The 22012-nt window shown below is 54.1% G+C and carries 18 protein-coding genes; 7 read left to right on the forward strand and 11 right to left on the reverse strand.

Going from position 1 to position 22012, the window contains the following annotated elements; translation table 11 throughout:
* Nucleotides 1-32: 32 nt before the first annotated feature.
* The 5 genes from ZBT109_RS13995 to ZBT109_RS02515 all read left to right on the forward strand — a co-directional run bounded on the left by ZBT109_RS13995 (nt 33) and on the right by ZBT109_RS02515 (nt 6099).
* A complete protein-coding gene (locus ZBT109_RS13995; RefSeq protein ID WP_051523738.1) occupies nt 33-857 on the forward strand; it encodes a ProQ/FINO family protein in 825 nt (274 codons plus the stop codon).
* A 278-nt stretch (nt 858-1135) separates the two neighbouring features.
* Entirely contained in the window at nt 1136-1342 is a 207-nt protein-coding gene (locus tag ZBT109_RS02500; RefSeq protein ID WP_027704874.1) for a DUF1656 domain-containing protein, read from the forward strand.
* A 48-nt stretch (nt 1343-1390) separates the two neighbouring features.
* On the forward strand, nt 1391-2308 hold the full coding sequence (locus ZBT109_RS02505; RefSeq protein WP_051523739.1) for an efflux RND transporter periplasmic adaptor subunit: 918 nt from the start codon (nt 1391-1393) through the stop codon (nt 2306-2308).
* Entirely contained in the window at nt 2305-4368 is a 2064-nt protein-coding gene (locus tag ZBT109_RS02510) for an FUSC family protein (RefSeq protein ID WP_027704875.1), read from the forward strand. Before ZBT109_RS02505 ends, ZBT109_RS02510 begins: the two co-directional genes overlap by 4 nt.
* Before the next feature lie 525 nt (nt 4369-4893).
* Nucleotides 4894-6099: an MFS transporter gene (locus ZBT109_RS02515; protein ID WP_027704876.1), complete on the forward strand. Its 1206-nt coding sequence runs from the start codon at nt 4894-4896 to the stop codon at nt 6097-6099.
* A gap of 59 nt (nt 6100-6158) precedes the next feature.
* Here the strand turns inward: ZBT109_RS02515 and ZBT109_RS02520 are convergent, their stop codons facing one another.
* The 7 genes from ZBT109_RS02520 to ZBT109_RS02550 form a co-directional block, all read right to left on the reverse strand.
* Complete coding sequence (locus ZBT109_RS02520; protein ID WP_027704877.1) at nt 6159-6629, reverse strand: outer membrane lipoprotein; 471 nt, start codon at nt 6627-6629, stop codon at nt 6159-6161.
* A gap of 566 nt (nt 6630-7195) precedes the next feature.
* Complete coding sequence (locus ZBT109_RS02525) at nt 7196-8356, reverse strand: cupin domain-containing protein (RefSeq protein ID WP_027704878.1); 1161 nt, start codon at nt 8354-8356, stop codon at nt 7196-7198.
* Nucleotides 8357-8360: 4 nt separating this feature from the next.
* Entirely contained in the window at nt 8361-9743 is a 1383-nt protein-coding gene (gene purB / locus ZBT109_RS02530) for an adenylosuccinate lyase (protein WP_027704879.1), read from the reverse strand.
* 40 nt (nt 9744-9783) lie between these two features.
* Nucleotides 9784-10392 carry a high frequency lysogenization protein HflD gene (hflD, locus tag ZBT109_RS02535; RefSeq protein ID WP_027704880.1) on the reverse strand — a complete coding sequence of 203 codons (609 nt, stop codon included), beginning with the start codon at nt 10390-10392 and terminating at the stop codon, nt 9784-9786.
* Nucleotides 10389-11552 carry a tRNA 2-thiouridine(34) synthase MnmA gene (gene mnmA / locus ZBT109_RS02540; protein ID WP_027704881.1) on the reverse strand — a complete coding sequence of 388 codons (1164 nt, stop codon included), beginning with the start codon at nt 11550-11552 and terminating at the stop codon, nt 10389-10391. The genes hflD and mnmA overlap by 4 nt, the downstream gene beginning before the upstream one ends.
* Nucleotides 11553-11778: 226 nt before the next feature.
* Nucleotides 11779-12255: an NUDIX domain-containing protein gene (locus ZBT109_RS02545; protein ID WP_027704882.1), complete on the reverse strand. Its 477-nt coding sequence runs from the start codon at nt 12253-12255 to the stop codon at nt 11779-11781.
* 157 nt (nt 12256-12412) lie between these two features.
* Nucleotides 12413-13072 (reverse strand): pseudouridine synthase, encoded by a 660-nt coding sequence (locus ZBT109_RS02550; RefSeq protein WP_027704883.1) that lies wholly within the window; start codon nt 13070-13072, stop codon nt 12413-12415.
* Nucleotides 13073-13507: 435 nt separating this feature from the next.
* Here ZBT109_RS02550 and clpS point away from each other — a divergent pair, with 435 nt between their 5' ends.
* Nucleotides 13508-13894: an ATP-dependent Clp protease adapter ClpS gene (gene clpS / locus ZBT109_RS02555; RefSeq protein ID WP_027704884.1), complete on the forward strand. Its 387-nt coding sequence runs from the start codon at nt 13508-13510 to the stop codon at nt 13892-13894.
* Nucleotides 13895-13920: 26 nt separating this feature from the next.
* Nucleotides 13921-16197 carry an ATP-dependent Clp protease ATP-binding subunit ClpA gene (gene clpA, locus ZBT109_RS02560; protein WP_027704885.1) on the forward strand — a complete coding sequence of 759 codons (2277 nt, stop codon included), beginning with the start codon at nt 13921-13923 and terminating at the stop codon, nt 16195-16197.
* Nucleotides 16198-16303: 106 nt separating this feature from the next.
* Here clpA and ZBT109_RS13505 read toward each other — a convergent pair whose 3' ends face one another.
* From ZBT109_RS13505 to aat, 4 genes are all read right to left on the reverse strand, one after another.
* Nucleotides 16304-17158 (reverse strand): SEL1-like repeat protein, encoded by an 855-nt coding sequence (locus ZBT109_RS13505; RefSeq protein ID WP_156934030.1) that lies wholly within the window; start codon nt 17156-17158, stop codon nt 16304-16306.
* Nucleotides 17145-20594 carry a T6SS effector BTH_I2691 family protein gene (locus ZBT109_RS02570; RefSeq protein WP_145984469.1) on the reverse strand — a complete coding sequence of 1150 codons (3450 nt, stop codon included), beginning with the start codon at nt 20592-20594 and terminating at the stop codon, nt 17145-17147. The genes ZBT109_RS13505 and ZBT109_RS02570 overlap by 14 nt, the downstream gene beginning before the upstream one ends.
* A gap of 117 nt (nt 20595-20711) precedes the next feature.
* A complete protein-coding gene (gene infA, locus ZBT109_RS02575; RefSeq protein ID WP_027704888.1) occupies nt 20712-20948 on the reverse strand; it encodes a translation initiation factor IF-1 in 237 nt (78 codons plus the stop codon).
* A gap of 299 nt (nt 20949-21247) precedes the next feature.
* A complete protein-coding gene (aat, locus tag ZBT109_RS02580; RefSeq protein WP_027704889.1) occupies nt 21248-21919 on the reverse strand; it encodes a leucyl/phenylalanyl-tRNA--protein transferase in 672 nt (223 codons plus the stop codon).
* Nucleotides 21920-22012: the final 93 nt, after the last annotated feature.

A 22012-nucleotide genomic window follows, 5' to 3' on the forward strand; every position in this document is an offset into this window, starting at 1 on the left:
GGCGGGCGGCTCAGGGAAGGCAGGAGAAGCAGGTGACAGGTTCTCTCGATACGCTTTTTGCGTCACTGGATCAGCAGATTCGCGATCTTGTACAGGAACGGCAGGCAGCCTTGGCACAGGTGGCATCGCTTGAGCAGGAGAATCACCGACTGCGCGAGCGGCTGGCGACGCTGGAAACGCGTCTGTCCAGTGTCGTGTCGCATGTGCGGGCGATGGCCTCATGGGACGTTGCGTCCCCTGCGCAGGAGCAAGATGATCCCGCATGCGATGTGACAGCTTCATCATTGCCGTCTACGCTTGAGCAGCATGTCGAGACCACCTCTGAAGCCTCCTCTGCGACGGCCGATGAAGTACGTAGCGACTTCCCGTTGTCGGCTACCGATGAGAAGGTGGCCACAGCGCTTACCTCCTTGTCTAATGCCGAGACCAACACTGACATGTCTTCTTCCCTCGATAATGCCTCTGTGCAGGACCCGGCGGATGCGCCTTCTCCGCAGCAGCTGTTGAAGCAGTGGTATTCGCGCTATCCCAAAGCCTTCTTCAAGGCACATACACGTCCCTTGCAGATCGGCATTCATGAAGCGCTGATCGATGCTGAACCGTGGTCGGCGCGTCTGATCCGCCGCACGTTGGCCTGCTACGTCAATCTGCCACGCTATATGAAATCGGTACGACCGGGTGCACAGCGCGTCGATCTGGAAGGCCGGCCAGCCAGCCAGGTGACGGAAGAGGAAGCGCTGCATGCGCGCGAACAGCTCAAGCAGCTGCAGGCCCGTCAGAAAAGCCGTGAAGAAGAACAGCAGCAGCGACGCATGTCGACCAAGCTTGAAGCGTTGCAACGGCAGCACCAGCACTGAACGTGCAGTGAGCGCTAGGCGTTCGCACGCTCCCATCCAGTGAAAAGGAAGGACCTTCGGGTTCTTCCTTTTTTTATTGGCCTATCTTTCGGTGTGGCATGCCGCATGCAACAAGGCGAGCACGAAGAGTGGACGCTCTTTTATACCCGACCATACTGATAGTTATGGCAGTAGCAGGATAGTCAATTATCTTGTTAGCATGCTAATATATCGCATTATATGTATTCCTCCGGCCTGCACGCACATGCATTGGCAAGACAGTGAGGTGGTAAACACTTATGTGGTTACGTGAAATGGCGTGGGGAGGCGTTCTGGTCAGCCCCATGGTGATGTATTGCGCGATCAGCCTCGTGCTGCTGTTGAGCCTGAGGTTCTGGCTGCGCGATACGCGCATCGGTCGGGTGGCTTGGCGGGAAGGGTGGTTCGATGTAGCCCTTTTCATTTGCTTGCTGGCCGCCGTGATGTGGTTTTTTAGCGTGGTGTGATGCCTGACGAGGCGTCATGGCACGAGACTTGGTTCGAGGAATTCCTTCATGCAGCGATTGATGCGTTTCATCTTTACCGTCGCCGTGATTGCCGCTGCCGTGTTGGCCGGTATCTGGCTGTGGCGCTATTACATGTATACCCCGTGGACGCGTGATGCGCGCGTGCGGGCCGATATCGTGACCATCACGCCCGATGTGTCAGGATGGGTCGAGAATTTTAATGCCAACGATAAGCGGCTGGTACACAAGGGCGATTTGCTGTTCACCGTCGATCTCGCCCGCTATCAGCTGGCATTGGATCAGGCGCAGGCAACGGCCGAAAAGGCGCGAGCCGCATGGGAACAGGCCCAGCATTCGGCTGTACGCCGTGCCCAGCTGGGGCAGCTGGCGATCAGCCAAGAAGCGCGGGATACCGCCAATCTGAGCGCGGCCGAAGCCAAGGCGGCCTACGATGCCGCTCAGGTGACGGTCAACAGTGCGCAGCTGGACGTGTCACGTGCCCGCTACGAGGCCCCTTTCGATGGTCAGCTGGTTAATCTACAGCTGCATCCCGGCGATTACGTGACCCGCGGCAGTGCTAAGATCTCGCTGATCCGCGATGACAGCTACTATCTGACCGGCTATTTCGAAGAAACCAAGCTGGCGGGCATACAGGTCGGCGACCCTGTCGATATCCACCTAATGGCGTCTAACCATACGGTGAAAGGGCACGTGCTAGCGATTGGGCGTGGTATCTCTAACAGCAACCTGACTCCCGGTAGCGATCTGCTGCCGAGTGTTTCACAGACCTTCACTTGGGTTCGTCTGGCACAGCGCATTCCCGTTGATGTGGCGTTTGATCAGTCGCCGTCTGATGTAATGCTGAGTGCGGGCATGACGGCGACGCTGCACGTTCATCCCGAGCGCCGTGCGCATGCGGCACCCGCACAGCCCGCGGTAACCGCTGAGGGTACCGTGTCGCCATGACGTCCTCCGTGCTCGCGGTCTACCTGAAGCCCAAGCTGTCGACCATTCGCTTTGGGTTAAAAGGCATTGTGGCGATGGGGCTATCGCTCTACGTGACGATGCTGATGGATTTCGATCGACCATACTGGGCGATGATTTCGGCCGTCTTTCTGCTGATGCGTCCTGAAAATGGCATGGTGATTCAGAAGGGGTTCTTTCAGTTCTGCGGCAATGTGATCGGTGGCCTGATCGGACTGGTTATCCTGTCCTACGGCCTTCAGCACCGCGTACTGGCACTGGGCAGCGTTGCACTGATGATTTTTGTGTTGGGGACGCTGGCCTCGCGTACACGCGACTTCAACATTACCTATCTGTTCGCCATGATTGCGACCACCATGGGCATGGTGGTGCTGATCACCGAATCGTCGGCACCCAGCAGTGCCGGAGCTTTCACTATCGCCGTGTCACGCGTGACCGAGATCGGGATCGGCGTGGCATGTGCGACGGGCATCAGTCTGGTGATGTGGCCGCAGGATACCCACCCACGCATGATGGCTGATGCACTCGGTACGCTGAAGGCTGCGCTGAAGGTGGTGCATACCCAGCTGGACGTTCATGAAGCCGGGGATCGCCACGCCGCTATCCTCGATGCACTCGATGCCATCATGGCACTGCAGGCCGATACCGGCCCAGTCTTCTATGAAGGCCCCGCGGGGCCGCGCCGTGCCCGTGCCGCTCACCTGCTATCGCAGCGCGGCCTGAGCCTGATTGCTGATGCTAATAGCATGGCGTATCGCGAACGCGGCGAGCTCAATCAGATGCTGTCGGTGTGGATCGACCGGCTGCGCGATGAACTAGGCAGCATGCTGGAACGCGACGATCCCAAGGCCATGCGCGATGAGCTGGTCGAACTGCGTCAGTCGATCATCCGTCAGCCATTGGACGAGAAAGCATCTGCTTCACAGCAGCATACACGTCGTGCGTTGCTGACGTTGATGGCGCATTTGATCGTGCTGTGTGATGCCTGTCTGCTGATCGAATCGCCGGAGCCGGGGCGAGCGCTCAAGGCGCGCGCGCCGCGTACACGTCAGGACTGGCTGCCCGCGATGACCGTAGGGCTGCGCTGCATGCTGCTGTTCATTATCGGGGCGATAGTGTGGATATCCACGGGCTGGAACAGCGCGATCATGATGATGCTGATTCCTGTCGTGCTTGGCACGATGTTGGCCCAGCTACCCCACTCGGACATGCTGGTGATGCGGGCGTTATTGGGCGGGGCCATTGCGTTTCCGATAGCGATCATTTTCGGCAACGTGCTGCTGGCGAATACCATGCATGCGTTCGAGTGCATGCTGATGATTTTCGGGCTACCGCTGTTCATCGCACTGTTTGGCTTTACGGCCCGTCAGACGTTCCCGCAGACGCTGGGTTTCTGCATGACCTATATCATCATGACCATGCCCAGCAACCACATGACCTTTGACGTGCCGAGTGCCATCGAACGCGGGCTGGCGCTGCTGATGGGATTCACCCTGCTGATGGTGCTGTTCCGCAGTCTGCCCGTGCCGCGGGCGACAGCGGTGCACCGTCGTCTGTATCGCGCCATGCTGAGCGACCTGCGTCAGGTGGGATCGAAGCGTGATGAAGCCGAACGCTTTAACAGCAACATGCTGTCGCGTTTGCAGCAACTGGGGCGCTACGAGCGCTCGGCCCGTGATCGCCTGCCGTGGCACTGGGTCGAACAAGGGTTACTGGCTTTTGCGGTGGGGCATTTGGTGATGCAGGTGCGCGCGCTGTTCAGGGCCAGTCTGATTCCCGACCGCCAGCGCGTTGCCTTGCAAGTATGGCAGCAGCGCGTTACACGCCACTACGATGAAAGCGTTACCGGGGCTTTTGATATTGCCATCTTCGAAGCCCATACCCGTGATCTGTTAGCGGCGTTGGCATCGTGGCCGAATGTTGAGTCCGATGTTCTGGGCCAAGCTGAATTCGTTTGCGGACGTATTGGTATGATGCTGCGCGAGCAGCAGGAGCGGCGTGACCAGCCCGCCCCCGTTGTGTCCAAAAGCACGATGGCTTGATGGCATTGCGTTGCCTTTCAAGGGGCCTGTTCATGGCCCCTTGTTCATCTTGATCTTTCTTCTTTGGGTTGCCGCTTCACCTTTCTTTTTTGGCCTCTCTCTTTTTTCTTACCCCTCTTTTTTATGACGCCTCGTTCTGTGGCAGATGACTCTCGCTCGACTGGGTCGGTTTTTTTCGTCTTTGTCAGCCAGAGCGGTAATCACTGTTTTTCTGATGGCCTCCCCCTTCATGCGATCGCGGTAGTCGCATAGATAAGCTCAACCTTTGCCGCGGCGCTGGCGTTTCAAGGCGTCCCGCTACGGCTACGGCTACGGCTGGGGCTATGGCTGCTGCATTGTTCTTGCTGTGATGGCGCCGCGTTCGCAGGGCTGAAGGGAGATTCCGCTGTCGAATACCATCATTGTCTTTTTTCGGAAGGAAGCGTGATGCGTGACTAAAAGCCAGTGGTGGTGATTTGTACAGTGGATGTATCATCAGTCCGATCAACGGGTTGTGTTCATTCTGCAGGCAGTCGAGGGGGAAGTATGCGTCAGCATCCATGGACATGTGCGGTCATCATTAGCGGTCTACTGTGCGTCGTCATCTTTGGTCTGGGCATTTCGCTGGGGCTACTACCGCTCTATCTAACGAATGAACTTAGATTCACGCCGACCGTCGTGGGTGCTGTGATTGCACTGGAGTCGATCAGTACATTGTTGTCTCGCCTGCCCGCGGGACGTTTTTCGGATCGTCGCGGTGCCAAGTGCGGCATGCTGTGGGGGCTGGCGCTCTCGGCGTTGGCGGGGGCTATGTGCCTGCTGGCTATTCAGGGAGCCGCTCAGTGGGGGGCGCTCGGAACGCTGGGGATCATCCTGCTGTCGCGTATCGTGATGGGCGTAGGGGAGAGCCTCGTGTTCACTTGCAGTGGCACATGGCCCATCGGCCTGATCGGGCGCGAAAGCGCGGGTAAGGTGATGTCGATGGTCGGAATCGGCATGTTCATCGGTCTGGCCGTCGGCAACGGTGTAGGCGGGTTGGCTCATCAAGGCTACCTTTCCCTGACCAGTGGAGCATGGGCGATGACGTTGCCACCGTTGGTAGGCTGGTGCATTGCGCTGTGCCTGCCTTCGGCACCGATCGTGGGAACGAATATGTCGCTGTCGTTGGTGCAAGTCGTGGCGCGGGTGTGGCCGTCCGGTGCTGGCTTTGCGCTCAGTAACATGGGCTATGCGGCGATCATGTCATTTCTGATGCTGATGCTCTGGTCAAAAGGATGGCAGAGCACGGCCACGATCGCACTGGTGATGTACAGCGTCGGCTATGTGCTCAGCCGCCTTAGCGTGGGCTTCTATACCTCGCGTCTGGGACGTCGGGCGACGGTACTGATGATGGTGATTGAGGCGCTGGGATTGGCCATGATCGCGTGTGCTGGCGTAAGCAGTGCGTCGATCGGGCCATTGCTGGCCATCGTGGGATCATTTCTGACAGGGTACGGGTTGTCGATGGTGTATCCGCTGCTGGGTGTGACGGCAATCGGCAGCCTACCTGCGGCACACATGGGACTGGCATTGAGTGCGTACGAAGCCTGCTTCGATATCGGAATTCTATTGGTGGGTTGCATCAGTGGGGTACTGAGTGCCTGGGGGTATTCGGCCATCTTCGGACTGGCGGCAACCTGTGCGCTGCTGGCCTGTGGGTGTGCTCAGCGTGCATGGCATCAACACGATGCACGGGCATTGTCTGCTGTCTGACGCAAAACGCCCCGTGCGCAGGGCGCAACGGGGCGTCTTCATGTGCGGGATGACCGAGCTTATTGAGCTGGGGCAACGCGCACGCTGGTGCCTGAACCGATAATACGCACACGCTGGCCGACCAGATAGGTGTTGTCGGCCTGCTGTACGATGACCAAGTTCTGGCCGTCATCGCGCTTGATCTGCACTTCCATACCGTTGGTGCGGTCGGAGCTTGCTTCTACACGGTTACCCGCCCAAGCACCGCCCAGTGCGCCCACAGCCGTTGCGATGGTTTTGCCGCTACCGCCGCCGACTTGGTGGCCCAGCAGACCACCCAGCACTGCACCACCGATGCCGCCGAAGCCGCTTGTGCCGTTGCCTTCGATCTTCACAGCACGAATGGCTGTGATGGTACCGTAGGAAACGCTCTGTGCCTGACCTGCCTGTGCGCCAGTGTAGTTGTTGCCGTTATAGGGTTCGTTGGCACAGCCGCCCAGTGTCATCGCGCCCATTGCCGCAACGGCAGCCAGTGTCAGGTAACGTTTCATGGCAAATCTCCTTTCTATCGGCATGTGCCGGTGCTTGGATCCATCCTGAGCCGCTACCGCGTAGCGGGCCCTTGAACTCTAGCGTAGATGAAAATCGCTGTATCGCCATCCACGGATGGCACATAGCATGCTCTGTCTATTTGACCGGCAAACCTGCTAAGGGTTCGTGAAAATTCCAGTCATATCATGTAGCAAAGACACGCTCGGTGGTAACACGTCACGGTAAGCGTGCATTCACCTTGATGAAAAGTGTAGCGCAGCCGTCGCTTTACGGTCATTCCGATCAGTCTCATTTCTATCGAGGGTTTCTTTGCTTAGCGCCTATCGCTATGCGCGCTCTGGCGGTAGGAAAAGATCTGCTATCGCAAGGCATGGGGGCGAAATTAAGACGAAAGCGAAAAGCAGTAATGGGCTATTTGGACTGTGGCGTAATGTTCTGCTGTGAGAAACGGAGGTGGCAGGGAATTACAGAAGAGAAAGGACGTTTATGCGAGGCGAGGGGGCTTTTATGGAAAAGAAAAAGCCTCCCCCAACACGACTGTGTCAGAGGAGGCATCCTTAACCGATCAGTCGTCGCTCAGTATCAAGCTGCCACGGTTGATCAGCTTAGCCAGCAGGCCAGCGGCGACATCGTCGTCTGCCAGTTCGGCTGGAATGGGTGCGGAACTGCCCAGTAGATGAGCCAGTGCCTTGGGTGCGCGCAGGCCGTCACCATCGACGAACAGCGTGGCATAGGTGCCCTGTTCATCATGCCAGGCAAATCGCGAGCCCAGTGCGCGTTCGATCTCTGCACCTTCAGCCAGCGCTTCGCGCAGTGTGGTGGCATCCAGATACTCGTCCGGCTCGATCAGCTGATCCGGGTATTTGGTCTGGGTCATGTAGCGCCCGAACCACTGTTTCAACTGCTCGCGGTCATCCAGCGATGACAGGATAAGCTGGCGCGCGCGTTCCAGCGCGACGTCATCCACTTCACCCGGGTTACCCAGCGTCAGATCAGCGTCGGCATAGCGCTGCATCTCGGAGAGCTGCTCGCCGCGATAGTCGGCGTAAGACGTGACCATCTCGTCGGCGGACGGTGCGCGGAAGCCGATGGAATAGGTCATGCAGTCATCGCTTTCGCTGACCCCGTTATGCGCGATGCGCGGCGGGATATAGAGCATATCGCCCGGTTCCAGCACCCAGTCCTGATCCTGATCAACCTCGAAGTGTTCGAGGATGCGCAGGTCGATGCCTTGGATCACCGGCTCGTCTTCGTCAATGAACTTGCCGAGCTGCCAGCGGCGCTTACCCGTCGCCTGAATCAGGAACACATCATAATTGTCCATGTGCGGACCAACGCTGCCGCCGGTGGGGGCGTAGCTGATCATGATGTCGTCCAGACGCCACGTCGGGATGAAGCGGAAGTCTTTCAGCAGTTCGGCGACCTCAGGCACGTAGTGATCGACGGCCTGTACCAGTACGGTCCAGTCGCGATCGCCCAGGCGTGCAAAGGTGTCTTCATCGAACGGGCCGTGGCTTGCCTGCCACGGTTTGCCGTTGGCACCGACCTTCTCGACGATGCGCGATTCGATGCCTTCCTCGCAGGCCAGACCGGCCAGTTCGTCAGGCATCAACGGCGGTTCGAAGTCCGGATAGGCACCGCGGATCAGCAGCGGTTTCTTGTGCCAGTAGTCCCGCAGGAACGTGGTGACATCAAGGCCGCCGGGGAGGGTGCTGGGGGCTGTCATGCAGTTACTTCTCCTGTTGACCGATACGGGCAGCCTGCTGCGCTGCATTACCAGTATAGGTGCCCGGTGTCAGTGCGCGCAGAGCGGCCTTGGCGTCGTCGGGCAGCTGCTGTGCGTCAATAAAGGTGGCCAGTGTGGCCTGATCAATCTGTTTGCCGCGGGTCAGCGCCTTGAGTTGCTCATAAGGCGTTTCGAGGCCATAGCGGCGCATGACGGTCTGGATCGGCTCCGCCAGCACTTCCCAATGATGATCGAGGTCATCGTTCATGCGGGCCGGGTCGGCTTCCAGCTTACCGATGCCTTTCAGCGAGGCGTTGTAGGCGATGACGGCATGCGCCAGCCCCACCCCTAGGTTGCGCAGCACGGTGGAATCGGTCAGGTCGCGCTGCCAGCGGGAAACAGGCAGCTTGCGGGCCAGATGTTCCAGAAGCGCATTGGCGATGCCCAGGTTCCCTTCGCTGTTTTCGAAGTCGATCGGGTTGACCTTGTGTGGCATGGTCGACGAGCCCACTTCGCCTTCTTTGAGGCGTTGTTTGAAATAGCCCAGCGAGATGTAGCCCCAGATATCGCGGTCGAAGTCGATCAGTACGGTGTTGAAGCGAACGACAGCGTCGAACAGCTCGGCAATATAGTCGTGCGGTTCAATCTGTGTGGTGTACGGGTTGAAGGCGATGCCGAGGCTTTCGATGAAGCCTTTGGCATGCGTGGCCCAGTCGACCTGTGGGTAGGCGCTCAGGTGAGCGTTGTAGTTACCCACGGCACCGTTGATCTTGCCCATCGGCTGGATGCTGCGGGCCTGTTCGAGCTGGCGACGCAGGCGGTAGGCGATGTTGGCCATTTCCTTACCCAGCGTGGTAGGGCTGGCGGTCTGGCCGTGGGTACGGGACAGCATCGGCTGGTCGGCGTAATCGCGTGCCAGACGTTCCACTTCCTCTGTCAGCTGCGTCATCAGCGGCAGGACGGCGGATTCCATACCGTTCTTCAGCATCAGGGCGTGCGACAGGTTGTTGATGTCTTCGCTGGTGCAGGCGAAGTGTACGAATTCACTGACGGCGGCCAGTTCGGCGTGGTCGGCCAGACGGGACTTGATGAAGTATTCGACCGCTTTGACATCATGGTTGGTTGTTTTTTCGATGTCTTTGATCGCCTGTGCGTCTTCAAGCGAGAAGTCGCGGATCAGCTGGTCGAGGAAGCGGTGGGCGTTGTCGGAAAGCGGGGGGACTTCAGGAATATCGGGATGCAGAGCGAGGCTTTCAAGCCAGCGGAGTTCAACCTGGACGCGAAACTTCAGCAGACCGAATTCGCTGAAGAACTCGCACAGCGGAGCGGTCTGGCGAGCATAGCGACCATCGACGGGAGAAAGCGCAGTCAGCGTAGTACGTTGCATCAGGAGCACCTGCAGAGGAGGTGGAAGAAGAGGGCAGCCTTCATCGCGTCAGTTCGTCTAGCTGACGTTTAAGGCCACCACGGAAGATGAGGTGCCAACGCCGGCCCCCCATCTGGTACCAGAGCATGGCAAAGCGAATGCCCGAGAGGAGTGCCGCTCGGATGCGCTCGGGCATCATGGGCATCTGTAGTAGTCCGGGGTCCCCTTGTACCACGATCCGGCGTGGAAGCGTAGAGAGCGTGTCCTGATAGAGCTCTCCTAGACTGGCGACGACGTTTTCATGCACCGGCCCGAAATGGCCTGCCTGCTGGCGGACGCGTGCCAGGCGTTCGCCGAGTGTCGTCATCATGCGCTTATCGCGCCGTAGGCGATGCATCAGCATTAGCATCGCCATCGCATAGCGGGCGATAACAGCATTGTGTGAGGGATCATCAAGCGTACGGCGCAGTGTATCGAGCCCGAGCTGAAGGTGAGACAGCTGGCCGCCATAGACGCTTTCGAAGTCGGCGGGCTCGGTATCGAGTGTCGCGTCGATCAACGTACGCCATGCCGTCGTATCGTGCTGACCCGTGCGGGCCAGACTATCGACCGTTGCGGCGGCCTGAAAGACCCCCGCCAGTGCGATGGCTTGGCGGCGCGTTGTGCTCATGCCGGAATCTCCTCAAGGGAAAACGTGTCCGACTGGTGGGCTTCGAGAATGACACCACCACCGAGACATAGATCGTCAGCGTACAGCACCAGCGATTGCCCCGGTGTCACCGCACGCTGCGGTTCATCGAACCGGACACTGACGCTACCCTCTTCGCGCAGGGTGACCTTGCAGCCCTGATCGTTCTGGCGATAGCGCACCTTAGCGCGTAGCGCCAGTGTCTCGCCAACGGCCATCGGGGCCTTGCCTGCGACCCATTCGATCGGTTCGCTGGTCAGTACGTCGGTATAAAGCAGCGGATGATGCTTGCCCTGTACGGCGATCAGCACGTTGCGGTCGAGGTCTTTCTGGGCAACGTACCACGGGCTTTCATCGTGGTTGGGCAGCCCACCGATTCCGAGGCCTTGGCGCTGGCCGATGGTGTAGTACATCAGGCCGATATGATCGCCGATCACTTCGCCTTCGGGCGTTTCGATCTTGCCTTTCTGGGCCGGCAGATACTGGCGCAGGAAATCGGTGAAGCGGCGTTCGCCGATGAAGCAGATACCGGTGGAATCCTTCTTGCGTGCCGTGATCAGGCCTTCGGCCTCGGCAATGCGGCGCACTTCCGGTTTTTCCATGTCACCGATCGGGAACAGAGTCTTACCCAGCGCCTTGCCGGTCACGGCGTGCAGGAAGTAGCTCTGGTCTTTGTTCGGATCTAGCCCCTTCAGCAGTTCGCCCAGTTCGCTGCCCGCAGGCTTGCGCACGCGGCAGTAGTGCCCGGTGGCAATCAGGTCGGCGCCCAGCTTTTCCGCGTAGTCGAGGAAGACCTTGAACTTGATTTCACGGTTGCAGAGGATGTCGGGGTTCGGCGTACGGCCTGCCTTGTATTCTTCAAGGAAGTGCTCGAAAACATTGTCCCAATACTCGACGGCAAAGTTGGCCGTGTGCAGGCGGATTCCGAGCGTGTCGCAAACGGCTTGGGCATCGGCAAGGTCTTCTTTCGCCGTGCAGTATTCAGTGCCGTCGTCCTCGTCCCAGTTCTTCATGAACAGGCCTTCGACCTCATAGCCTTGGCGCATCAACAGCGAGGCCGCGACGGATGAATCCACACCGCCGGACATGCCGACGATGACCTTGGTCTTCGACGGTGTACCCGCAGCGGCAGTGTCATCCATCATGAGCTGGGAAGGGTGAGGGAAGCGAGTCATGTTCTGCATAGCATTGAATCCGGGGAGCGCCCGATCTCCTTGGTGGCGCGGTGTGCTGGCACCGAGCGGTGAAGCACCTGCTCGCCGCGGTCAGTAACGGTGCCACGAGCAGGCCAGCATTATATGCGACGAGTATACCTGATGGCGGCAGGCGGCTGAACCACCTCGGTGCGCGATCGCCAGAGTGGCTTGCTTAGGCCGGGTGCAGCTCTTTCAGCACGTCGAGCGGGAAGCACAGACCCGCCTGATAATCTTCGATGCGCATGCGTACCAATGGGCTGCGCAGCTTGCCTTCTGCATCCAGCGCTTGAATCTCTTCCCATGTCAGCCAATGGGCTGCCACGATGCCTTCATCCAACGGTGTGTCTACCGGGTGATCCGGCGTCGCGATAAAGGCATGGCTGTGATAAACGGTCTGTTTCCAAGCCCGCGTATAAAGGCGCAGATAGCCGGTCAGCGTCACTTCCCAGCCACATTCTTCGCGTGTTTCACGCCGTGCCGCTTCGATGAGTGTTTCGTTTGGTTCGAGGTGGCCCGCCGGTTGGTTGAACAGCGTGGGGTAATCGACGCGGCTGGCGCCACGGTTGATCTCTTCGGTCAGCAGGTATCGTTCACCGTCGAAGATGACGGTCGCGACCGTTGCATGAGGCATCCAGCGGTTGTCTTTCATGGTGAATCCTTTTCGATGCGTTGATCAGTCTGTTGTTATCGGGCACCGCCCGCGCACTTATGTGCACGAGCAGGCCGGCGGAAAGGCATCTGATCGGTGTCTTTCCGCTACGTCGAGATAGGCATAATGTCTGGCGCAGACGGCAGCGGCAACCCCCTTATGAGGACGGGCGCTGCGTTCCTCGAACAGGGCGCTTGCCCGCTGGGCCCTGACGTGGGCCTCGCTTTTGGCGGTTTGGTGAGGATGACGCGGCCTGCTGCGGTAGATGCACGGTTTCTTTGCGCCATTCACCCGGTGCGATGCCTTCGAGCGTCCACGGGCCGATAGCGACGCGGATCAGTCGCAGTGTGGGCAGGCCAACGTGGGCCGTCATGCGGCGGACTTGACGGTTGCGGCCTTCGCTGATGGTGATTTCCAGCCAGTGGGTAGGAATGCTGGCGCGGAAGCGTACCGGTGGTATGCGTTCCGGTACCTCTGGCGTGTCGATGCGGCGTACCTTGGCGGGGCGGGTCGGCCCATCCTTCAGTGTTACGCCGTGGCGCAGGCGTTGGAGGGCATCATCATCAGGGGCTCCTTCTACCTGCACCCAGTAGGTCTTGGGCAGCTTTTGGGATGGGTGCGTGATGCGATGTGCCAGTGCGCCATCGTCGGTCAGTAGGAGCAGCCCCTCGCTGTCGTAGTCGAGGCGGCCTGCGGGATAGACATTGGGGACGGCGATCAGCGGAGCCAGCGTCTTGCGTGGTTCGCCCTCATGGCGCTCATCGGTGAACTGACACAGTGTGTGGAACGGCTTGTTAAGCAGGTAGAGCGTACTCATAGATAGAAGCACCATCAGGTCGCGAGGGCGGAGGAACAGGGTCGGCCATCGGGTTGGACATTGGGCGGTGTAGGCATGGTGCCCTTTGTTGCGATGGTGACGATGCTCCATAAAAGTGAAAGGGTACCAAGAGGGCTTGCAGGCGGACAGTGAGCATGGCCTTATGATGACATTGGCGTGCATGTCAGTGTCTGCGGATGGGCAAGAGACGCTCGGCGCTATTGGCCAGCGCTTGAAAAAGCGTGCCATGAGCACCACTATGGAAAGATGTTATAGAGGATCATCTTACCTTTTGCATGCGATGGCATATATCCGGGCATCCGAGGCATCGAACCGAGTGCCGCTCGGTCTTCTTAGTGGGAGACCGGTCATGTCACGGCATCGTCATGCACTTCCCTTCATCATATCCGTTACCGTTCACTCATGTGGCCCCGTATGCACAATAAGACCGCGACTGCCGCTTCCACGGCACCGCTGATCATGAACATGTCCGATGATTCGGACAGCGCGGCAGATGCCGATGGTCTCGACCATCTGACCGAAGAGGAGGAACGCACAGAGCTGGCGGAACCCCGCTGGTATGACGTGGTGCTCTTCAACGATGACTTCACCCCGATGGATTTCGTGGTGGATATCCTCGAGCGGTTTTTCGGCATGGGCGGCGAGCAGGCTGTCCAAATCATGATGACGGTTCATACTCAAGGCAAGGCCGTCTGTGGGCGTTACCCCTATGACATTGCGGCCACCCGAGCATGGATGGTCAACGAACATGCGCGAGAGCACGAGCATCCACTGTTGTGTGATATAGAGCGCGCGGACTGACCGCGCCAGGCAAGAGGAAGCCCGCTATGCTGAGCAAGGAATTGGAGCTGACGCTAAACGCTGCCTTTGCGGCAGCACGCTCCAAACGTCATGAGTTTATGACCGTGGAGCACCTACTGCTGGCATTGCTGGATAATGCATCTGCTGCTGACGTGCTGACAGCATGTGGGGCTCAGATCGACATCCTGCGCGCAGAATTGCAGTCCTTCATCAACTCTACCACGCCACTGATTCCCGAAACGCAGGTCGATACGCGTGAGACCCAGCCGACGCTTGGTTTCCAGCGAGTCCTGCAGCGTGCCGTCTTCCATGTTCAATCTTCTGGTAAGGAAGAAGTTGACGGTGCCAGCGTGCTGGTGGCCATCTTCTCTGAACAGGAAAGTCAGGCCGTCTATCTACTGGGGTTACAGGATGTCTCGCGCATCGACGTCGTGAACTATATCGCTCATGGCATCTCGCGCGATGATGACATGTCCATGCGCAGCGGCGACGCCGAAGGCGAAGCCAGCTCTGAAGCGGGCAGTGCGCCGGAACCCTCGCCGCTCAAACGCTATGCCGTCGATCTCAATGAAGAAGCACGGCAAGGCAACATCGACCCGTTGATCGGGCGCGATCACGAGCTGACGCGCGTCATCCAGACGCTAGTACGCCGTCGCAAGAACAACCCACTGCTAGTGGGGGAAGCGGGCGTCGGCAAGACGGCCATCGCCGAAGGGCTGGCGCGCCGCATCGTGGATGGCGACGTTCCCGAGATCATGCGCGAAGCTGTGGTGTACTCGCTGGATATGGGTGCTTTGCTGGCCGGCACCAAATACCGCGGCGACTTTGAGAAACGTCTCAAAGCACTGTTGCAGGCGCTCAACGATGTACCGTACTCGATTCTCTTCATTGATGAAATTCACACCATTATCGGTGCCGGTTCGGCATCGAACGGGGTGATGGATGCCTCTAACCTGCTCAAGCCGCTACTGTCTTCCGGCAAACTGCGCTGCGTGGGAGCGACCACCTTCCAAGAATACCGTGGCATCTTTGAAAAGGACCACGCTCTGGCTCGTCGCTTCCAAAAGATCGACGTTGAAGCGCCGTCTGTTGAAGATACCTGCCGCATCCTAAAAGGGCTGCGCAGTCGCTTCGAAGCGCACCACAAAGTGTCCTACACCGACGGTGCCATAGACGCGGCGGTACGGCTATCCGAACGCTATATCAATGACCGTCAGCTGCCGGATAAGGCCATTGACGTGATCGACGAAGCGGGTGCACATCAGCAGCTCAAACCGGAAGGCGAACGCATCAGTACGCTGGATGTTGAGCAGATCGAGAACGTCGTTGCTTGGATGGCGCGCATACCGCCGCGTCAGGTATCGCGCTCCGACCGTGAAATGCTGGGCAGCCTCGAACGCAATTTGAAGATGATGATCTTCGGGCAGCATCAGGCGATCGACGGCCTCGCGTCTGCCATCAAACTGGCCCGTGCAGGTCTGGCCGCCCCTGATCGTCCCGTTGGCAGCTTCCTGTTCACCGGACCAACTGGGGTAGGGAAGACCGAAGTGGCGCGTCAGCTTGCGAAACAGCTGGGCATCGAACTGGTGCGCTTCGACATGTCCGAGTACATGGAGCATCACACCGTATCGCGGTTGATTGGTGCGCCTCCGGGCTACATCGGTTATGACCAAGGCGGTCTGCTGACCGAAGCCGTCACTAAGCAGCCTCATTGCGTGCTGTTGCTCGACGAGATCGAAAAGGCACACCCGGACGTATTCAACCTGCTGTTGCAGGTGATGGACCGCGGGCGTTTGACCGACAACAACGGGCGTGAAGCCGACTTCCGCAACGTGATTCTGATCATGACCTCGAACGTTGGGGCTACCGATAGCGCGCGCCGCTCAATCGGTTTCCAAGAGCAGGATCACACCACGGACACCGGCGAAGCGATTCGTCGCACGTTCACCCCCGAGTTCCGTAACCGCCTCGACAGCATCATCACCTTCAAGCCGCTGGATACGGACGCAATTCATCGCGTCGTCGACAAGTGCCTGATCGAACTGCAGGCACAACTTGACGAGAAACGCGTTCAGCTGGATGTGGATCACGACGCCCGTGAATGGCTGGCTGAAAAAGGCTATGACAAGGCGATGGGAGCACGTCCGATGATGCGACTGGTGCAGACGTCCATTAAAGTGCCACTGGCCGATATGCTGCTGTTTGGTGAATTGGCCGAACATGGTGGCATTGTGCGGATCCGTGTTAATGAGAAGGGCGATGCGCTTGCATTGTCGACGGACAAAGCCGTTGCTGACGCGTGATCAAAACCGCGTGTATTGTGGTAATCAAAAGGCAGGCTCATGGCGAGCCTGCCTTTTTTATTGAGATGAAAACGCACCGCACCCACTAATTGGCGGTGGGTTTTGGCTAGTGCACGTGCCACTCAATGCCGCCCATATCGTTCCATGCACCGTAACCGGGCCGATAAGAGTGGTGTTCATCCTGCCATTCATGGGAGCGCGAAAGCCCTTCCTGCACCTGCTCCGGCGTCATCAGTTCAGCCAGTTTGGATTTTTCTTCCGCCCCCGCCGTGCCCGCCAAGTCGTAATACATATAAGCGGTGATGTAGTCTTTTTCGACGCCTTTACCCTCGGCGTAGAGCTTGGCGATATTACGTTCTGCCAACATATCGTCTTCTTCTGTAATGGCTCTATTTAACCAATATAAAGCATTGGTATAATCAGGGGGGGTCATTTGTAAATAAATAGAACCTATGAACCCTTTTTCATCACTTCCTGTAGAAGGCTCCATGTCCATCTGAATTTTTCGCCACTTGATACTTTCTTGCCTGATTTCGTTCGTTTTTAAATAATCTGGATGTGCTAGCCTGTATACTGCAGGGTAGTATCTTTCTGTTGCTGCTGATGTTAAAAGAGCCTTGCTTTCTAGACTTCTCTCTTTTTCTATGATTACTGATAATATACTTCGTGATGTCAAACTTTCAATTAGAGAATTTTTGAAGTATCTAATTGCGATGCTGTCATTAATGTTGATCCTTTTATCATAAAAGGAAAGGCCCCAATAATAAGCTCCGCCTAATATAGTTGAACACGCAGAAGATCCTTTTTCTGCACAATGTTCAATTTCTTTAATGTTGTTTTCATTGGCTATTTTTTCTATGTCATCTCTTTCGTATACAATCATTGATGCATTTGAATAAGAAGAATATACTGCCAGTATTGAAATGGTTATAATGCCAGTTATGCTTTTATATGGATACATAAAATACATCTCTTTTTAGGCTACCACTTAATAGAATTTCGAATGATAAATCCAATGTTTTTTCTATGTCTCTATTTATTCCAATTATATATGTTATGTCTATAGTGTAAAAGTTTTCTGCGCTTGTTTTATTTTTTATGATACTTAATTCTTTTTCAGATAGTCGTGACATGGCTATCTTCCCTAAAAAAATATTTTTTATTTCCCCATCTGTATTTCTTGTTATTGTTGCTATTTTATTTCCATTCATGTTGTTTTTTAGTGTCATTTCTATATTTTCATTGATGTTTTTGGGGTATTCTATTTTTGATTTAAAAACATATGTTTTTAAATCTTCTGATGATTCTGATTTTAAAATTGCATGATCTAGTTCTACATCAACAGTAATTCCCTTTAGTACCATCTGAAGCGAGCTTTGTTCTATTTCCATACTTTGAAATATTTTACCTTTGACAGTTTCTTGGTCTTTTCCATACAAACTTCGGCGCAGCCAATTTTCGATATTCTTAGGTACTAAGTGGGTTAATAGAAATGATAGCCCTATAATTAAGATGATCAGCGTGAGTAGAACCGGTGCAAGTACTGCTGATCCTGCAGAAAGGGATATTATTGAACCCAGAAGAGATAAAGTTCCTATGGCCATTTCAATATGCATATCCCTCGTAGTGCCACCATTTTTATATTTTTGGTAAGCTTTGGCAAAAGTTATTAGGCTATCAATGATGCCAATAATAGCTATGGTTTTACCAAGAAGGCTGGTCTCGAATTTTAAGATATTAGCTTTTTTTGCTAAATCAAGTTTCTGTGCTACGCGGAGTGCATTTGCTGACCTATAAGATGTGACATTAGACATGAGATCACCTGCAGCTTGTAGTGTCGCTATAGATGATCCTATAACTTTCCACCACTCTTCTAAGCCAGCATCTTTTTTTCCTAGTGAATTAATAGCATTTTTCATGTTAAGAAAAGACATGATGAGATTTGCATATATAACGGAAGACTTTCCCTTTGTCCAAGCTTCAGCGACCTTTTCTTGCTCTGCTATGAGAACTTTTTCTTCATCAGATAGTATTGCCTCTGGAATATCAGTATGCATATCACTAATGGCAAAGTAGTTTATTTTGTGTGAGGTGTTTAATTCAACTAAGTCACCCTTTGCCTTTTGGATTTTTTCACTGCTAGAGTTTATTTGTTGATTTTTTTCTGAAGTATAAAAGCGACCGTTGTTTTCTTTAGAGTCCTCTTTTATATTTTTATTTTCTGTCGATTGGTATAACTCTTTTATACCGTAAGTAAAGTTTCCAGATGCTTTGCTACTAGTATTTTTGCTCCCCGTCTTAAATGAACTTGGCGTATAATCATGGAACGAGGTGGACGAATATTTTTTATAGTTGTTGTTATTGATTTCTACGCTTTTTAATAATGTTTCATAGCTAACTTTGGTTTTTGAGATGCCAAATGTTCTACTTTCTACTGGTTCGTTGGCAATAGCGGCTTCTATTGCACCTGCAATTTGCAGCTGTTTTAATGTCGGAGATACATTTGTTGCATTTTTCCAAGAAATAGGAATTTCAGCTCTTAGTTGTGCCAAGTGCTTTTGGTATAAGGCAATTCTAGATGTGGTTAACGCTTGTTGAAGCTGCTTGTAAGGCTTCCAAAAATCTTTCCAACCGGCTCGCCAAGCATTCAATGGTGTTGTTAATTCTTTTGTTCTTATATCTTTCCATTTCTCATGTAATTTTTGTCCTTTCTTAACTACATCGTACCAGTTTTTTATTTTTAGAGTGTCTGTGAAAACGCTGGGAGCTTCGTTGCTTTCGAATTCTTCGGGATTACTTTTTAGATCTTTAGGATCATTTTCTGTTAGCTGAGATGCATTATAGTGCGATCTGGTTTCATCGTGGTTACAGCAAATCCCTCTTGCCAGAATAGAAGAGCTGTTATTTGTACTTTCCTCATGTAGCCATTGCCACAGGCGTTGACTGTTTATAGTTAATATGCTTCCTTCATCTAAGAGGCTACCAAGGATATGTACTGCGTATGCAGAATATTCTAAGACGGTTGTATCATAGCGCTTTAACGCGTGTTCAAGGTGATGTCTTATCCAGTCGCAATAATTAGCATCAAGAATAAATTTACTTTTTTCGAAATCTTCTATGCAAGGATCAAAATACTCTTCCAAATATTTTCGTTTATCGTTGTCATAATACTTTCTAAATTCGGAAATTACCCTTGATCTCATGAGTGAAGTATTTTGTATTTCTTGGTCATGAAATTTGACCACTCTGGATGATTCTGAATAGTTATCTATGTCGAAGGGGCTAGGGTTTCTTTGATTTTCGTTTATGCCTTCGAATAGTTTTGTACCCTCTTTTATAAACTGCTCATGGGCCTCAGGAGAGTCTTTTTTGTATATTTCTTTTATTTCTTCTTCAAACTGAAGGGATATCCCTTCTTCTAATTTTTGAACTGACTGAAGCCAGTATAACTCTCGCAGGCCTAAGCCATTTGGACGTTCAATAACTTTTATCTGGGTTCTGTTATAAGGCTCTTGTCTTAAATTTTTTAACTGTTCAATCAATCCGATTTCATCATGCACAATCATCATCAATCCAGGATGAGATTGCCGATCATGAGCAACAGACGATAGTGCATTTTCAATAGCATGCTGTTCTTCCGTTTTTTCTTTTGTCTTTAGTGGTGAGTCTGGGATGACGATTGATGTTATATCAATTTTTCCTAGCGCATATTTAGAATATTTTGAATTGTATTCGGGTAGATAATCCGTGATTTCACTATAAGAACGTAATAGTCCATTGTTTGATTTTATTGTGTCGTCACGGCTGCTTGTTATTTTGTATTCTTGCATGCAGTCTTGACGCATAGAAACATCATTTTTAAGTCGATCCATATGTTGTATGGACCACGGGTATTCTACATAAGAAACATATATGTTCCTGCTTTCTCCATTCGGTATGGTAACTATACTGGAAATATAAGAGTTTTCTGGTGTTTTACACGAAAAATTATTTAAAGACGTGATGGGGATAGGCGCTTCAGGAGCAAAGGCGATTAACTCTCCGCTGGGATATATTCCAAAACATTGCCATTGCCCACCATAGATTTCATCATAGATATACATATATCCTTTTCTGAGTTTTCTAAGGATATATCTGTTAAAGGGAGAGCCTTTTTTAATGCTTTCCTCATTATCTATATATTGATCAAGAGTGATAGAGGTAAATGCGCTTATAATGTCATTCGGCAACTTTGGAATGGCACCATTGCCATCAATGCTACATGCTGAGTACCTTACTGGAAATATTGGAATTCCAGGTAGGCGCATGCAAGATTTACAGCCTAGAGCAAACACATTGCTACAGCTTTTTTGTTGAGTGGAAGACTTGATATCAAAATCGAAATTATTTGTACTCATTTTCCCCACCTTTGATAAAATTAATTTTTGATAGTTTTGTGTTTTTATATATGGCTAATAAAAAGGCCTCTAGCGATTTCGCTAGAGGCCTTTTTATTTTGCTACTCTCGTTTTTCCTTAGCGAGAGCGGTACACGATACGGCCTTTGGTCAGGTCGTACGGCGTCAGTTCTACTTTGACGCGGTCGCCGGTCAGGATACGGATGTAGTTCTTGCGCATTTTGCCTGAAATGTGAGCGGTCACGACCGGTGCTTTCTCGTCGTGCATGTCGTCGCCGATGCGAACGCGGAACTGGGTGTTCGGAAGGGTGTCGATAACGAAACCTTCCATTTCAATATGATCTTCACGTGCCATGAGGGCCTTTCCTCCGGGAATAAATTTTGTGCACTTGCCGGTATCGCCGTACGGAGCGGGACAATACCCATTGGTATTCTACTGAGGCGGGACACGCTCGGATTCGACGTGCGCGGGGCCGCTTCTGACCCGTATGCGTGCCGGAATGGTTGCGAATTATGGCATAGCTGTCAGGTACTGGCAAAAGTAACGCATGCCAAGCGCTGTGTTCTCGGGCGCTGGGCATACGTTTCCTTCAGTAATCCATGCTTTGCAGCTGTGAAGCAGCGAAGTTATCGCTATCCTGTCGTAGCAGGTGACTACTGCATTGGCGGGTGCCAGCGTTCGAGCGAGGCGTGCTGCCTGAGTGCGGCATTGAATTCGCTGCGCGCTATCTCGCGTGCGCCCAGACTAGCAAGATGATCGCTATGTACTTGGCAGTCGATTAAGGCAAAACCGTATTCGGACGGTAGGGTGGCCAAGTGGGCCAGCGCTACCTTAGAGGCATCGGGGCAGCGCGAGAACATCGACTCGCCATAGAAGATGCGTCCTAGTGCCAGTCCGTAGAGGCCACCGACCAGTTCGCCATCGTGCCAGACTTCCAGTGAGTGGGCGTAGCCAAGCAGATGCAGGTCGTGATAGGCCCGCACCATCTGTGGCGAGATCCAGGTGTCGTCGCGCAGACTGCCGCAGTACTGCATGACCTCTTTGAAGGCCGTATCGAATGTCAGGGTAAAGCCGCCGTTGCGGATGCGTTTCGCGAGGCTGCGTCGGCAGCGAAACTCATTAGGGTAGAGCACCATGCGCGGATCGGGTGTCCACCATAGAATAGGGTCTTCAGCGTTGAACCAGGGAAAGATACCGTTCATATAGGCGGTCAGCAGCCACTCTGGCGTGAGCGCACCGCCTGCGGCCAGCAGCCCGTTGGGTTCGTCCAGCGCGTCTTCCACGGCAGGGAATGCCACGGGATGCTCTTCCAGCCAATACAGCATGCCTGCTCCTTGATACCTTTGTCGGCGGGTTGGTCGTTAACGTAACGCGCCTTTGTTTCCACTGATCGGCACTTCATCGCCGGTTCACGATCA

It is taken from the genome of Zymobacter palmae (assembly GCF_003610015.1).
In the GTDB taxonomy this organism is placed as follows: Bacteria; Pseudomonadota; Gammaproteobacteria; order Pseudomonadales; family Halomonadaceae; genus Zymobacter; species Zymobacter palmae.